Origin of the sequence: Psychrobacter sp. ASPA161_9, from assembly GCF_051970275.1 — a bacterium.
Taxonomy (GTDB): Bacteria; Pseudomonadota; Gammaproteobacteria; order Pseudomonadales; family Moraxellaceae; genus Psychrobacter.
The window spans coordinates 298344-313951 of record NZ_JBEFNI010000003.1 but is presented as its reverse complement, the minus strand read 5'-3'; the positions used below and the strand labels follow the sequence as shown (position 1 = coordinate 313951).

Annotated in this window: 10 protein-coding genes and 2 tRNA genes; 11 read left to right on the top strand and 1 reads right to left on the bottom strand. The window is 41.4% G+C overall.

What is annotated here, in order from left to right:
• Positions 1-145 precede the first annotated feature (145 nt).
• The gene (locus ACTQ9S_RS05870) at positions 146-1753 is read left to right on the top strand and encodes an inorganic phosphate transporter (protein WP_440454339.1); all 1608 of its coding nucleotides are present in this window, start codon (positions 146-148) and stop codon (positions 1751-1753) included.
• A gap of 179 nt (positions 1754-1932) precedes the next feature.
• On the opposite strand, the gene ACTQ9S_RS05865 is transcribed toward ACTQ9S_RS05870, so the two are convergent.
• Entirely contained in the window at positions 1933-3588 is a 1656-nt protein-coding gene (locus ACTQ9S_RS05865) for an aminotransferase class I/II-fold pyridoxal phosphate-dependent enzyme (RefSeq protein ID WP_440454337.1), read from the bottom strand.
• Positions 3589-4243: 655 nt separating this feature from the next.
• On the opposite strand from ACTQ9S_RS05865, the gene msrB reads away from it, so the two are divergent.
• The 10 genes from msrB to ACTQ9S_RS05815 all read left to right on the top strand — a co-directional run bounded on the left by msrB (position 4244) and on the right by ACTQ9S_RS05815 (position 15467).
• On the top strand, positions 4244-4669 hold the full coding sequence (gene msrB / locus ACTQ9S_RS05860; protein WP_068326416.1) for a peptide-methionine (R)-S-oxide reductase MsrB: 426 nt from the start codon (positions 4244-4246) through the stop codon (positions 4667-4669).
• A 66-nt stretch (positions 4670-4735) separates the two neighbouring features.
• Entirely contained in the window at positions 4736-5224 is a 489-nt protein-coding gene (locus tag ACTQ9S_RS05855; protein ID WP_440454335.1) for a glutathione peroxidase, read from the top strand.
• A gap of 375 nt (positions 5225-5599) precedes the next feature.
• Positions 5600-5675: transfer RNA gene (locus tag ACTQ9S_RS05850), tRNA-Val, on the top strand.
• A 49-nt stretch (positions 5676-5724) separates the two neighbouring features.
• Positions 5725-5801: transfer RNA gene (locus ACTQ9S_RS05845), tRNA-Asp, on the top strand.
• Between the two features lie 576 nt (positions 5802-6377).
• The gene (locus tag ACTQ9S_RS05840; RefSeq protein WP_440454333.1) at positions 6378-6707 is read left to right on the top strand and encodes a hypothetical protein; all 330 of its coding nucleotides are present in this window, start codon (positions 6378-6380) and stop codon (positions 6705-6707) included.
• A gap of 94 nt (positions 6708-6801) precedes the next feature.
• Positions 6802-9093, top strand: a complete 2292-nt coding sequence (locus ACTQ9S_RS05835; RefSeq protein WP_440454331.1) for a tyrosinase family protein — start codon at positions 6802-6804, stop codon at positions 9091-9093.
• Positions 9094-10016: 923 nt separating this feature from the next.
• On the top strand, positions 10017-10289 hold the full coding sequence (locus ACTQ9S_RS05830) for a hypothetical protein (RefSeq protein WP_440454329.1): 273 nt from the start codon (positions 10017-10019) through the stop codon (positions 10287-10289).
• Between the two features lie 108 nt (positions 10290-10397).
• Positions 10398-13274, top strand: coding sequence for a tyrosinase family protein (locus ACTQ9S_RS05825; RefSeq protein WP_440454327.1), 2877 nt, complete (start codon positions 10398-10400; stop codon positions 13272-13274).
• Positions 13275-13847: 573 nt separating this feature from the next.
• Positions 13848-14594, top strand: coding sequence for an acetoacetyl-CoA reductase (gene phbB, locus ACTQ9S_RS05820; protein ID WP_068039019.1), 747 nt, complete (start codon positions 13848-13850; stop codon positions 14592-14594).
• 237 nt (positions 14595-14831) lie between these two features.
• Positions 14832-15467 (top strand): phasin family protein, encoded by a 636-nt coding sequence (locus ACTQ9S_RS05815; protein WP_440454325.1) that lies wholly within the window; start codon positions 14832-14834, stop codon positions 15465-15467.
• Positions 15468-15608: the final 141 nt, after the last annotated feature.

Here is a 15608-nt window from a genome sequence, read left to right as displayed (position 1 = left end):
CAGTGCTTCAAAACAGTATTCAAAAGAACCATGTCGCGCATATGATGTTATGACTTTAATCCTCCTCTGACATAGATAGTGTTATGCGTTGCAATGTTATCAATCGCAAGTATTTTCAATCAGCTTACGCAAGGCGTATTAATTTATGGGTATTAGCAGCAGTTCTACAGAGCCGACCAAACCAGTTGGCAATATGAGAATCAATCTATTTTTTGCTATTTTACTGATTGCGATGACCAGCTATTTTTTATGGTGGGGATTCGATTACACCCTGCGTCAACAGACAACGCTATTCATTGTTGCGACGGCTTTTGGTGTCTTCATGGCATTCAATATCGGTGGTAATGATGTCGCCAACTCTTTTGGTACCTCAGTAGGTTCTGGCACCTTGACTATCCCGCAAGCGTTATGTGTGGCAGCGATATTTGAAGTGTCGGGGGCAGTACTTGCTGGTGGTGAAGTGACCGATACTATTCGAAGCGGAATTGTCGATTTAGATGGTCTGAGTGTCACGCCCAATCAGTTCATCTATGTCATGCTTTCAGCTTTGATTGCTGCTGCATTTTGGCTGTTGTTTGCTACGCGTAAAGGCTTACCAGTTTCAACGACGCACTCCATTATCGGTGGGGTTGTTGGTAGTTCCATTGTCCTTGGCATCACTCTGGGCGGTACTGAGATGGCGCTATCAACGGTAGATTGGGGAACCGTTGGAACTATTGCTATCTCTTGGGTATTGTCGCCGCTACTAGGTGGTGTTCTGTCCTACCTCCTATATGGACGGATTAAGAAAAACATCATTGAATATAATGATAAAACAGAGGCGCACATTGCGACACTCAAAGGCAACAAAAAAACCTTAAAGCAAAATCATAAAAAGTTTTTAGACGCTCTAACAGAATCAGAGCAACTCGCTTATACTTCAGCGATGTTACGTGACCAAGAAATCTACAAAGATGATGATTGTATCGTTGAAGAATTAGAAACCGATTATTATAAACGGCTTTATGAAATTGAAAACGAGCGCAGTAACCTTGACACGCTAAAAGCACTCAAACAATGGGTACCTATTATTGCCGCTGCAGGTGGCGCAGTAATGACTTCTCTAGTCGTCTTTAAAGGCTTGAAAAACGTCAATAACGGCTTGACGACCCTGCAGGGTTTTTTAATCATGGGGATGATAGCGGCGTTGGTGTGGCTCGCGACCTTTATCTATACCAAGAGTATCCGTGGTAAACATAAAGAAGACTTGACCAAAGCGACGTTTATTATGTTTAGCTGGATGCAGGTCTTTACCGCATCAGCCTTTGCATTTAGTCATGGTTCAAATGATATCGCTAACGCTGTCGGTCCATTTGCAGCGATCATGGATGTGATTCGTACTAATAGCATTTCCACAGAAGCTGCGGTACCACCTGCTGTGATGCTGACCTTTGGTGTGGCACTTATTGTTGGTCTTTGGTTCATTGGTAAAGAAGTTATCCAAACAGTGGGTACAAATTTGGCAAAAATGCATCCTGCTTCTGGTTTCTCAGCTGAATTGGCTGCCGCTGCTGTAGTTATGGGTGCATCGACGATGGGTCTGCCAGTATCGAGCACCCATACCTTAGTAGGTGCGGTACTGGGTATTGGTATTGTTAATAGAGATACCAACTGGAAACTCATGAAGCCGATTGGTCTGGCTTGGATCGTTACTCTTCCTGCAGCGGCTTCAATGTCTGCAATCAGTTATATCGTATTGGTCAACATCTTTTAATGCTAAGGTTGTAAAGTTGGTAAATCAGACTTTATGAGTTAGGTAAACACAATAAAAAACGCTTATCCGTATTTTGCAGATAAGCGTTTTTTTGTATTCAAGTTAAAGCTGAGTATTTAGAGCGTGACATCAATTAGCCATTTTAAGCCTCACGATCTAGATGATCACATACCCTAGATTTAAGCAGTACCGAATTGCTGGCGTTTTTTGGCAAAGAAGCGATCTAAGCGCTCCATAGCGTCTTCTAAATCATGCAGGTTGGGCAAGAACACCACGCGGAAATGATCAGGTGCATCCCAGTTAAAGCCAGTACCTTGCACCATTAATACTTTTTCCTCTAGTAGCAGCTCCATCATAAACTGCATGTCATCCTCTATAGGATAAACGGCAGGATCCATCTTTGGAAAGCAGTAAAATGCGCCTTGAGGCATGGTGCAAGAAATGCCTTTGATAGCATTAAGACGTGAAACAGCCATTTCGCGTTGCTTATGTAAACGTCCTTTTTCTGAAGTTAATTCTTTCATACTTTGATAGCCACCCATCGCGGTCTGAATTGCATACTGTCCTGTGACGTTTGAGCATAGGCGCATGGACGCAAGCATGTCCAAGCCTTCAATAAAATCGCTGGCATGTTGTTTTTTACCAGAAACCATCATCCAGCCAGCGCGAAAGCCTGCAATCCGATGCGATTTAGATAGTCCGTTATACGATAAAATAAGAACCTCATCAGACAAGGTGCTCATTGGCGTATGCACCATGTCGTCATAAAGCACGCGATCATAAATCTCATCTGCCATAATGACCAAGTCATGCTCAATGGCAACTTCAATGATTTGTTTGAGGACTTCATCTGAATAAAGCGCACCCGTAGGGTTATTAGGATTGATGACGACAATGCCTTTGGTCTTGCTAGTAATCTTTGATTTGATATCTTCAATATCAGGATGCCAGTTGTCTTCTTCATTACAGCGATAATGCACTGCTGTACCGCCAGCGAGATTGGTTGCTGCTGTCCATAATGGATAATCTGGCATCGGAATCAAAACCTCATCACCATCATTCATCAACGCCTGCATAGTCATGACGATCAGCTCAGAAACGCCATTACCTAAATAGACATCACGCACGTCTACGGCAGATAGCAGGCCTTTTGATTGGTAATATTGCAGTACAGCTTTACGTGCCGAAAAAATACCTTGCGAGTCTGAATATCCAGTGGCTTCAGGCAAGTTCATTGCTACATCACGCAGGATTTCATGTGGTGCGCTAAGTCCGAAGGGAGCAGGGTTACCAATGTTTAGTTTTAAAATACGCTGACCTTCTGCTTCCATCTTAGTCGCTGTTTGTAGCAATGGTCCACGGATGTCGTAGCAAACGTTTTGTAATTTAGTAGATTTTTTTAGTGATGTCATAGTATTACTACCTGTAGTTATTTTATTTTTTGAGTCTGCTTGCTGGTCTGTTGATTGTATTGCGCTGTTAGCTTGCTTACTGACAGTTTTTTCTTGTGAATTATAAGATGGCTGATGACTGGCTTGAGTATCTAATAGGCTAGCTGGTCTATCGTTGTTAATGGTGTCTTGATTCTTGTCGTCATTCTTTAGGTCGCCACGAAGTAAGTAACCTTCGCTACATCCCAAGATACGTGCGAGAGTTGGCAGTTTGGATGAGACGATACCGTTAGTGCCACGCTCCCAATTGGAGATCGCGCCGCGACTAACTTTTGCACCAGCTTCAGTCATCGCTTGAGCCAATTGCTCAGCAGTAAGACCCTTATCTCGACGCAACTGTACTAAACGTTCGGCTTGTGTCAGCTTGTCCTTAGTATCACTCATAATCGTCCCAGCCTTCTATTTTGTTAGAGCTGTTTTAATGACTCTAATTAGGTGTTTTTAATAAATTAAGATTTTAATTGGTATGGAATTATATTTTCACTGTGTCTATTGCAAGATATTATTGCATTATTTACATGGATGCAAGTTTTTTAACAATTGATAATGCAAGTTATTCTTGCATTAAGTTAAGTGAGAATGTAATGGTAGTTTCAATAAGATTATAAATATCATCATAGCTAACATAGAAATTAGTAATCTGCATTAAATAAACTGGAAATGACACAGGTTCTAATCGTCACATAGGGTTGTTATATTCTTTATAATCATGATGTTATTAAAGTTTTAACTAGCTTATTAGTGTTTACCTCACAGCTCGCATTTCTACGTGTAGATTTGGTAAATGTAGAGAAGGATTTATTGTGTAATCATGGTGAATTGCTATATCTTATTTATTTACTATGCTGAGTACTACACACATACATACATTAACAAATACGGGCAGCGGGTTTTAGATACTTGCCTTGAATAACTGGCTTATAACCAACAGATAAAGAACGTTAGATTAGTCTCTTAAAGTGTTCGCAATAGTACTTTATTAACAGACTAGATAATGATTGGCAGACTAGATAATAAATACTCAAATTAAGGATAAACCATGCAAGACAATCAACTTAGCAAAGAAGAGATCAGCCAGTTAACTGAAGCTGACTGGAAAGAACGCCTGAGCGCCGATGAATATCACGTAATGCGCGAGAAGGGTACAGAACGTCCATTTACTGGCGTTTACAATGATACTGAGGATAAAGGTATCTATCGTTGTAAAGGCTGCGGTGCTAATTTGTTTGACTCTGCGAGCAAGTTTGATGCTAGCTGCGGTTGGCCAAGTTTCGATCAAGGGATCGATAACAGTGCTATTGAAGAGCATGTTGATAATTCATTGGGCATGACTCGTACAGAAGTCACATGTAGCAACTGCGGTGCACATTTAGGTCACGTATTCCCAGATGGGCCAAGTGAAACGACAGGCATGCGCTATTGCATCAACTCAGTTGCTATCGATTTGGACGAAGCAGACAAGTAGAATAAGTACTGTTAAGACGACTACATTTTGCACCATTCAAGTAAGTGATTAAAACAAGGATAGCTGATGAGCACTATTTATGATTTTACGGCTGAGCGTGTAGATGGTACGCAGCAAGCGTTTTCTGACTACCAAGATAAAGTGTTGCTACTGGTCAATACTGCTAGCAAGTGTGGCTTTACGCCTCAGTTCGAGGGTCTAGAAGCACTTTACCAGCAGTATAAAGATCAGGGGCTAATGATCATCGGTTTTCCTTGTAATCAATTTGGTAGTCAAGATCCAGGCACTAATGACGAAATTGGTGCGTTCTGTCAAAAGAACTATGGCGTGACCTTTCCTATGATGGCCAAGATAGATGTCAATGGTGACCATGCTCATCCTATCTTTGAATGGCTAAAAGAGCAAAAGGGTGGGGTACTCACAGATGGTATCAAATGGAACTTTACTAAGTTTTTAATCGGTCATAATGGACAGGTAATCGATCGCTATGCACCAACGACCAAGCCTGAATCAATGAAAGCTGATATCGAGCATGCATTAGTAGCCGCTAAATAGTCTGAATAACTAAAATAGCTTCATATTTGTAAAAATATAAAGCCAATTAAAACAATTGCTTGTCGAATTATTAAGTGATAATGCAAAAAATATGGAATAAAAGGTCAAATACTATTTGACAGCCAGTTGTAAATCTATATAATACACACCCACAGCAAGGGGCTTTAATTAATAAGTTCTGAGTTGTAGAAATTGTCGTTAAGATATTTCGATATTAACTAGAGCGTGACTACTTTAGTTAATAAAAGCTTTAGAAAATTCTATTTAAAGAATTTTCTCTTGTAGTAAGATATAGGAAACGAGTTTTATAGAATTTTCAGATACGAAAATTCTCTTGCGCTCGGATGAAGCAGTGCTTCATTTATTCCTCGCTCAGGGTGATTAGCTCAGTTGGTAGAGCGTCTGCCTTACACGCAGAATGTCGGCGGTTCGAATCCGTCATCACCCACCACTTATTAGCAAGTGGACCTGTAGAAAGGTTAGATGCTAAAACGACCTAAGCAGCGGTAGTTCAGTTGGTTAGAATACCGGCCTGTCACGCCGGGGGTCGCGGGTTCGAGTCCCGTCCGCTGCGCCATATTTAAAACGAATTTAGACTCTCGAGTTTATCCAAGTTTTGCCCCAAGTATTCATTTACTTGGGGTTTTTTTGTGCTTGATTACTTTGTATAAAATATTGATTTATAAGATTATTTTTTTTATAACTTAATACTTGTCAAAAACTTCTCTCTTGTTATATTCAGTATGTTTTCTCAAAAATGATTTTGTTGTTTTTTATCTTATTAGAGGATTATATTGGCAGATTATGTGATAAAAGATGGTGAAATATTGATATGTATTTATTAACTAAATGTTTTTAGTTATAGCTTATATCGAAAAATTCAGCTTGCGTCGTCTTTGCAAGAAGGTTACTGTTATAGATAATTTATGTATGCCGTTGCTAATTTTCATCTAAATATATCCATATATGCGGATATATTTATCAGATTGTAATAATTGTTCCTCATGCGTCTGACAAAAGTATTTTAGTCAACTGAGCTTATAATAATAATTTTAAATCCAGTGTCGGATTTATTCGGCAGTGAACCAATGATCCATGCTTTTGCAATGTGTAAAAAAACAATTGTACTAAACATCTAAATGGAGAAATTGAAATGATTGAGAATAACAAACCTACCTCAGACAAGAAGTATCCCAAATCCACAGAATATAAAGGACGGAAAATTAAGTTTTCTGATCTGCCAAGCTCTGACCTACCAAGCTCTGACCTAAAGGACAAGGCGGCACTTGAAGTCGAGAAACACATCGATAAAAGCCAAAAGCACTTACGGAAATTAAAGGTTGAAATCGATGACAAAGCATTTGAAGTCGTAGAGTTAAATGAAGGGATATTTGAGTCCGGTTTACTGCCGTATTCTTCGTACTCATCGCCGGTTGAGTTGGCACAAGACGTGATTGACTACATAACAGAATTTAAAAAATAAACTCTCTTAAAAATACAGTTTATCAAAATTCACACTGCCTGGACCTTTGCTTCAAGCATCTAATTCCAAGCATCTTATAAAGGAATTGTCACTCATGACTTGTAGAAAAAATGTGAATGCTCTGACGACAGAGGAAAAGGCAGCTTTCATCACCGCTATTAAACTTATGAAGGCCGAGGAGTACGTGTACGTCGACAACCCAAACGATGAACCACACGTACGTGCCAGATATCCTAATATAACCAACACCTATGACAAGTATGTACTCGACCATCATATCGCTATGTATACAGGGACCCCAGGAGGGTGGGGGAATGGTTTTTTGACTCGCAATGCAGTGTACCGTGGTCCAGCGTTTTTGCCATGGCAACGTGAGTTTATACGCCGTTTCGAGCTGGACTTGGACAGATTGGTGCCCGGGGTGACTTTGCCATATTGGGACTGGGCGTCAGATGCGGCGGACCCTATGAATGCGGCGGTCTGGACGAATGACCTTATGGGCGGTAACGGATCTGGCGCGAGTAGAGTGGTTCGAAGTGGTCCATTTGCTTATGATGATGCAGATCCAGATAACAGTTGGGTTATTATTAATTATCTTGGACTACCCGACGGCGGATTGGTTCGGAATTTTGGCTCGCGCCGTAACACTCCGAACTTGCCCACTCAAGCGGACATTGACGAAATACAGCAGATTTCCACATATGATAGCGGTAATTTTGATACTAGTAGCGTGGGTTATCGCGGCGCAAACGAAGGCCGCATACCTGTCAATGGAAAAACACCTCCGCCTAGTAATACCCATGCTCTCGTACATGAATGGATAGCTGGCTCTATGATGCTTGGCACGTCGCCCAATGACCCGGTGTTTTTTCTGCATCATTGCTTTGTGGATAAATTGTGGGCTGATTGGCAAGCGCTGCATCCAACAGTACCTTATGTACCGGGCAACACGGCAAGCAATAATCTTAACGGTCACCGCTTGAATGACAATCTTGTTGGTTTGGGTACGCTGATATCTGCAACGTTGGATCACCATGCTATGGGGTACTCATATGATACGGATACGCCGCCTATAGTGACCCCGGTCAACACGACGTTAGTATTTAACGACACCCCTGTGGGTAGCACCGCTGTGCAGGCTGTAACTTTTAACATTAGCACCCCAACTCCTGATAACAGTTTTTGTAGAGATTTGATATTCACTATCACAGCCGGCCCGACAGGCACGGGGTTCGGAACTCCTAACGGCGATAGGGTCGTCGTTAATAGAGACAATACGAATACGGCGCAGGTTTGGTTTTCTTACACGGCTACCAGTGACACTGATCCAGTTACGGGAGAAGCAGAAATTACCAGTGTGCAAACAGGGCAGACGTGGCACATTAGTTTGTCTGCCAACACTATAGCTGTCAATACCACTAGAAAGAGTGTGAATGCTCTGACGACAGAGGAAAAGGCAGATCTCATTACCGCGATTAAGCTCATGAAGGCCGAAGAGTACGTGTACGTTAATAATCCAAACGATCCAGCACACGTACGTACCAGATATCCTAATATAACCAACACCTATGACAAGTATGTACTTGACCACCATATCGCTATGTACACGGCAACACCAGGAGGTTGGGGAGGGGATTTCATGAACCGCAATGCGGCGCATCGCGGTCCATCATTTTTGCCATGGCATCGTGCGTTTCTACGTCGATTTGAGATGGACTTGGCCAGATTGGTACCTGGGGTAACTTTGCCGTATTGGGACTGGGCAACAGATGCAGCAGATCCTATGAATGCGGCTGTCTGGGCGAATGATCTTATGGGCGGCAATGGATCTGGCGCGAATAGAGTGGTTCAAAATGGCCCATTTGCTTATGATGCAGCAGACATAGAGAATAGCTGGGTTATCATTAATTATTTTGGACTACCTGACGGCGGATTGGTTCGAGATTTTGGCAGTAGTACTCCGAATTTGCCCACTCAAGCGGACATTGACGCAATCCAGCAGATCTCCACTTATGACAGCGCTGCTTTTAATCAAGCCAGTGTGGGTTATCGCGGTGCGAACGAAGGACGTCTGCCTGTCAACGGAAAAACACCTCCGCCCTCCAATATGCATAACCTCGTACATGAATGGGTAGCTGGCTCTATGATGCCTGGCACGTCACCCAATGATCCGATCTTCTTTCTGCATCATTGCTTTGTGGATAAAATATGGGCTGATTGGCAGGCGCTGCATCCAACAGTGCCCTATGCACCCAATGACACGGCAAGTAATAATCTCAATAGACACCGCTTAAGCGATGAGCTTTTTGGTTTGAGTACGCTGGTATCTGAGACGCTAGATCATCAAGCTATGGGATACTCGTATGATACGGATAGTATTCCATAGTGACATTGGTCAATAAGCGTCAATGTTTAACGACACGGCTGTAAGTGGTACAGCCGTGTAATCTGAAAATTTTAATATCAGTGCACTCAATTATGACGCTGATAGCTTCGTTACTGATATATAAAAAGCCAAAGGGACGACATAGATTGTCTCTTTGGCTTTTTATGGCTTAGCTTTTATAGCTTAGTATTAAGAGTTAGATAATTCTTACTTTTCAATCAGTGTATTTTTCATTGTAAACCTCTTTTCATCTAACATAGTGCCAATTAGTATAGTGCCAATTAACGTAGTACCAATGAGCAAGTATCTAATTAATCCATCGACATATAATCCATTACATATGAATGTAGCCTTGACTCATTCTAATCATCATATTTTTACTTAAACAACATTAATCTACTATTAGATTTTCACTTTATATTTGTAAGCACTTCTAAAAATTACATTTAAAAAGAATTATAAGAAATCCTATTAACTAAAATTTAGTTATTGAGTATATTTGTAATTATGAATATATCAAAAAACTAAGTCGAGTTTAGCTTAACTAACAATACTTCTTAAGATATTAATGCAACTCTTATAACCATTTGGAGGCTGGGCATTAGGTGTTCGACCCTCTTTTTCTGCTGCAAATTCTAAAAAACATCAAATCAAATATGGATGGATTTTATCGTCAGGATGCTAATCAAAATCTCTATAGATGGAATCTCATGGGTTTGACAACTCAAATTAGACTGTGTATAGATAAAGGTGATAAACCATTGATGTGATGGATAATTTCCAAGCATTAGTACATTTATTTTGTGTGTTTGGTAATCATTTCTACATCTGCTCGTGCTGCTGACTTTCAGTTGTGATGTCTGCCGCAATGTAAGGCTAAACCAAATAATCGTAATAAATATCTGGCTAATGGAGAAATTAAGATGAATGAGGACAACAAACATACCCCAGACGAAAAGTATCCCAAATCCATAGAGTATAAAGGACGGAAAATTACCTTTTCTAAACTGCCAAACTCTGACAAAAGCCAAAAGATTTTACAGATCTTAAAGGTTGAAGTAGATGACAAAGCGTTTAGAGTCTTAGAGTTCCATGATGGATTATTCGAGTCCGGTTTAACGCCGTATTCTTCATACTCATCACCGATTGAGTTGGTACAAGACGTGATTGATAACATACCGGATTTCAGACAATAACCTATTTGATATACACAGTTTATGCAAATTCACAATGCCTGGACCTTTGCTCATAGTCATTCATTTCAAGCATCTAATTCCAAGCATCTAATAAAGGAATTGTCACTCATGACTTGTAGAAAAAACGTGAATTCTCTGACGACAGAGGAAAAGGCCGCTCTCATTAGCGCTATTAAACTCATGAAGGCTGAGTTATACGAATATGTTGACGATGAAAATGATGCAGCACACGTACGCGCCTTATACCCTTTAATAAACAATACCTATGACAAATATGTACTTGACCATTATATGGTCGCGAACTGGGCAACACCGGGGGGTTGGGGTTGGGTTGAAGATGAGGAAGACGCTGACATGCCCATGATTCGAAATGGAGCACATCGCGGTCCAGCGTTTTTGCCATGGCACCGTGCGTTTATACGCCAGTTCGAGCTAGACTTGGACAGATTGGTACCTGGGGTGACATTGCCATATTGGGACTGGGCATCAGATGCAGCGGACCCCATGAATGCGGCTGTTTGGGCGAATGATCTTATGGGCAGCAATGGATCTGGCGCAAATAACATTGTTCAAAGTGGTCCATTCAGGGCAGACATCTGGGATATCGTTGAAGTTGACGTTGGCGTTGATTTTAGTGAACTGAATCTGGAAAATCCACAGGTTCGAATTGATGGAGATCTGGTTCGGCGGTTTGGCCTTAGCTCTAGGGCTCCGAACTTGCCCACTCAGGATCATGTTGACGAAATTCAGGGAATAACGCCATATGACAGCGCTAATTTTAATAGGAATAGCGATGGTTATCGCGCCGCGAACGAAGGACGTATGGCTCTTGCAAGCGGGTTCCCAAGCACATTATCCAATACTCATAACCGCGTACATGAATGGATAGGGGGTTCTATGTTTCCTTCCACATCTCCCAATGATCCGGTCTTCTTTCTACATCATTGCTTTGTGGATAAACTGTGGGCTGATTGGCAAGCGCTGCATCCAACAGTGCCTTATGTACCTAGCGACACAGCAAGCGATGATCTTGAGGGTCACCGCTTGAGCGACACGCTCTTTGGTTTAGGGGCGCTGGTATCCGCGACGCTGGATCATCATGCTATGGGATACTCATATGATACGGATACGCCACCTATAGTGACACCTATCAACACGACGTTAGTGTTTAACGACACGCCTGTGGGTCGAATAGCGGTGCGGGCTGCAACTTTTAACATAAGTCCTCCCAGTCCTGACAACAGTTTTTGTAGAGAACTAATCTTTACTATCACGGCCGGTCCAACGGGCACAGGGTTTGGAACGCCTGACCCTGACTTCGATAGGGTCGTCGTTAATAGAGACAGTACTAATGTGGCACAGGTTTGGTTTTCGTACACGGCAACCAGTGTCGGTGATTCAGTTACGGGAACTGCGCAAGTTACCTGTGTGCAAACAGGACAGACTTGGTCAATTGATTTGTCTGCCAACACTATCGCTAAACCAACGGTCGCCACCGTTTTAGTGCTGGATAAATCTGGTAGCATGGCTTGGGGCGCAGGCGATGGTCGGTCGCGTATTGAAGTGCTCAAGGATAGCGCGCCTGTATTCGTTGAGCTATTGGGTGACGAGGACGGTATTGGTGTGGTGTATTTCGACAATGATGCGACTCCGGGAACTCCGATCGAGGTTGCGGGCGCATTAGGGAGTGGCTCTGGGCGTATAGCTGCGAATGAAGCCATCACAGATCAACCATCACCTCCTGGCGGTTCAACGTCTATTGGTAGTGGGATTGAGTTGGCAAGTAGCGAGTTAGCTGATTTAGCATCTGGTAGCTATACTCATACTGCTATGGTGGTGCTAACGGATGGTCATGAAAACCGATCGCCTTACATTAGCCAACTTATAGATGATGGCATCATCAATGACAGTGTCTTTGCTATTGGCTTGGGAACGGCGCCGCAGATCCGCCCTGCTGCTTTGGAAGCATTGACTGGTAGTACAAATGGTTACGTCTTAATGACCGGTACTTTGGATACTGATGACTACTTTACGCTTCAAAAATACTTCTTGCAGATATTGTCAGGGGTTAAAAATACGGAGGTAGTGATGGATCCCGAGGGTTGGATTCAACCTGACCGTGAGATACGTATTCCGTTTGATCTTAACGAAGCAGATATCACAGCGGATGCAATCTTGTTGACGGGAGACGTTCTACCAGATGTTTTTCACTATGTGCTTGAAACCCCGAGTGGCAAAATTATCGATCCAAGCATTGCCAATGCTTCTGTTGAGTTAGCGTTTTCAGCAAATAAACATGTGCAGTTTTATCGCATGACTTTGCCGACCGCTGTTGCAGGTTTCGAAGAACGTGAAGGTCAATGGCTTGCAGTCCTTAATCTGAATGAAAAAGTATTCGCTAAATACTTAGCCAGCCTCGAAAATGACCGTGAAAAATACGATGAGGTCAAAACACACGGGCTACGCTATTCTTTCAATGTGCATTCTAGTTCTGATCTACGCCTTAGAGCGCAGCTTGAGCAGGCTACCCGAGAACCAGGTGGCATGATAACGTTATCAGCACAATTAACCCAATACGAGCGCCCCTTGGACAATAGTGCGTCTGTCCGAGCGGAGTTGGAAAGACCTAACGGCACTAAAGCAAACCTAATCCTATCGGAGGTTGAGCCTAGTGTTTTTAACGTCGCATTCAATGCAGGGTCAGCCGGTGTCTATAAGCTGCGAGTTTTGGCTAAAGGAAAGTCAATACAAAACAGCCCTTTTACAAGGGAACAGCTCTTAAGTGCTTCTGTCTGGATAGGCGGTGATGATCCGTTGCCGAGCAGTAGCATGGATGGACGTGAACAGCAACTCTGCCATCTGCTCATGTGTTTGCTAGAGAAAGATAGTATTCGCAGCTTTCTCAAACGACAAAAGATCGAGCCCGAAGAGGTGAGCGAATGCCTCAAGAAAGTTTGTGAAGATGACGATAAACCAGAGTTTTGATCTGACATCGCCAGAAATAAACAATTGGCCAACATCTTACTCGCCTTTTCTGAGAGCACAGATCTAATAGCAAAGTTGCTTAAAGCTATGAAAAGTATGTTGTAGTGTTATAGACATATAAAAAGCCAAAGGGATGAAATAATTTTTCCCTTTGGTTTTTAATTTAACGTATAAATGATCTTCAGAAACTTCTATTCATAGAAAACTCTATACCATTATTTAGATAATTAGCTGATACAACTACTTCGGTCTCAAGTATTCGTTTATTCGGGTTTTTTTGTGTGCTCTTAATTTGTAACATCGAAATGTTAGATTAAAGACACGTTTACGTAATAGTTATTAGCTTATAGAACCTGATTTCTGATAAAGTAAGATTTGCAGGCTTTTACTCTTCATTAGTTTACTAATGATAATCTGTCCTCATTTGGTATTAAACCCTTACAAATAACAATGGTTTATTACCAACATAAGATAACTATCACGAGATAACTATGTTATATTCTGAAAAAAGAATACAGCTGTACACTAATTATTCATTAACGAACAAGGAAGTTTTTTATGCCAAAATCAAATATGTCAGATAAAAAAGTTGCTTTAGTAACCGGCGCGCTTGGTGGCATCGGTACGGCTATTTGTGAAAAGTTAGTGGCTAGTGGCTACCATGTTATTGCAACTTTAAGTAAAGACGATCCAGAACGTACGAAGAAGTGGTGCGATGACAATGGATTTGACTCGAGTAACTTTGAGTTTCTGGCTGTTGATGTGAGTAATCACGAAACCGCGATGGCAGCGATTCAACAGACAATTGATAAGTATGACAGTATTTACGCCTTGATAAATGGGGCAGGTATTACTCGTGATAGTAGCTTCAAAAAAATGAGCTTTGCGCAGTGGAAGGAGGTAATTGATACCAACTTGACGTCTCTTTATACCATTGTTCATCCAGTTTTTGTAAAAATGCTAGAACAAAAAACAGGCCGCATTGTCAATATCAGCTCGATAAATGGTTTACGTGGTCAGTATGGACAGACGAACTATTCGGCCGCTAAAGCAGGTATTATTGGATTTACTAAGGCTCTAGCATATGAAGGTGCTACTTCTTCAGTTACCGCCAATGTCGTCGCTCCCGGTTATACATATACGCCCATGGTAGAAAGTGTACCTGAACATATCATGGATAAAATCAAAGAAACTATACCAATGAATCGTTTAGCTAGTGCAAATGAAATCGCTGCTGCTTGTATGTATCTTATTAGTGATGACGCAATATTCGTCACAGGTGAAACCATATCAGTTAATGGTGGTCAATATATGTCTTAACTCTAATGTTAAATAAATTATATTTGTTACATTACTAAATAATGTCACAAACTTAATAACATTATAATGTTTTCTTAACAACCAACACGCATAATTCTTTTAGCCATCAATCCCCGGAGTAGTAATATGTCACAGCAAACCCCTCAAGATTATATGAATCAGTTTAACGAGAGCGCAAAAAAAATGTTCGAGCCTTGGACAAAGCTAAATCAATCATTCGATACACGGAGTAATAATATGTCACAACAGACCCCGCAAGATTACGTGAACCAGTTCAATGAGAGTACACAGAAAATGTTCGAGCCTTGGACAAAGCTAAACCAAGCTTTTTTGAAAAATGCTGAAATGATGACCGAGTTTTCACTTAATACTATTAAGACCTACGCAGAAATGGGTCTAGAGAATATGCGTCAAGTTTCAGAAATAGACTCTCCAGAAGCTGCCAAAGACTTTAGCAGCAAGCAAGCAGAAATGCTTAATACAATTAGTCAAAAAATGCTATCAGATGCTCAGCGCATGACAGAGCTTGGCAGTAATATGCATGATGACGTTATGAAAGTTTTGGGTGAAGTTCAGGGTCAAACCAGTGAAAAAATGCAGGAAAATATGCAAAAAACTGCTGACCAAGCAACCAAGACAGGTCAAGAATACGCAGCAAATATGAATAAGATGGCTGAGCAGTTTAGTGAGCAAGCCACAAAGGCTGCAAAAACTGCTACCGGCACAAATACACAAGCAGATACCAAATCAGATACTAAAGCCGATACTAAAGCCGATACTAAAGCTGATGCTAATACAAATTCCAATGCTAAGACAAATGCAAAGACTGGTACTAGTAATACTAGCAGCACTGGAAAATCAACAAATAAGTAATTGTAATTACTAATGAATTTAATTATCTTATTAGTAGTTAATAATGAGATATCATGTAATTATCACACCTAAAAGGTGGGTTAGATAGCTCTATCCCATCTTTTTTCTATTGTGTTAGCAGTGTAAAGTTATTGTGCTTGC